This window comes from Alcanivorax sp. HI0044, from assembly GCF_001634945.1.
Genome location: NZ_LWEZ01001937.1, coordinates 1 through 578, shown reverse-complemented (window position 1 = coordinate 578; position 578 = coordinate 1). Strand labels below are relative to the sequence as shown.

At 60.3% G+C, this 578-nt stretch carries 1 pseudogene; it reads left to right on the top strand.

Going from position 1 to position 578, the window contains the following annotated elements:
* Positions 1-218: 218 nt before the first annotated feature.
* Positions 219-578, top strand: a pseudogene (locus A3730_RS28760) (biotin synthase); the annotation flags it as partial.

Genomic DNA, 578 nt, shown 5'->3' with positions numbered 1-578 from the left:
TGGGGAAGCCCGCAGCGACAGATGGGCTCTGTAACCCGGGGCAGCAGAGGCAGGCAGTCAGCGCACAAGCCACCGCTGTCTGATTGGCCGCAGAGAGTGCAGGGTGAGGGGTTGATGTGATCAAAAAGTATACTGCAGTAAACTTTTGTTGCGGCTTTCAGGTTGACAGGTGCCATGGGGCTCCTTAGCCTGCTGACGTTACTTGAGGAGAATGAAGCATGCCCGCCATCGCCAGCACCGCCCAATCGCCATCCACGGATATGGCTGTACGCCATGACTGGAAACGCAGTGAGATCGACGCCCTGTTTGCCTTGCCGTTCAACGATTTGATCTTCCAGGCGGCGGCGCTGCACCGGGCCCATTTCGATCCCAATGCGGTGCAGGTGAGCACCCTGCTGTCGATCAAGACCGGCGCCTGCCCGGAAGACTGCAAATACTGCTCCCAGTCCGGTCACTACAACACCGAGCTGGAAAAAGNGAAATTGCTGGAAGTGTCCCGTGTGGTGGAAGAGGCCAAGGCTGCCCGGCAGAACGGGGCGTCCCGGTTTTGCATGGGCGCCGCCTGGCGCAGCCCCCGC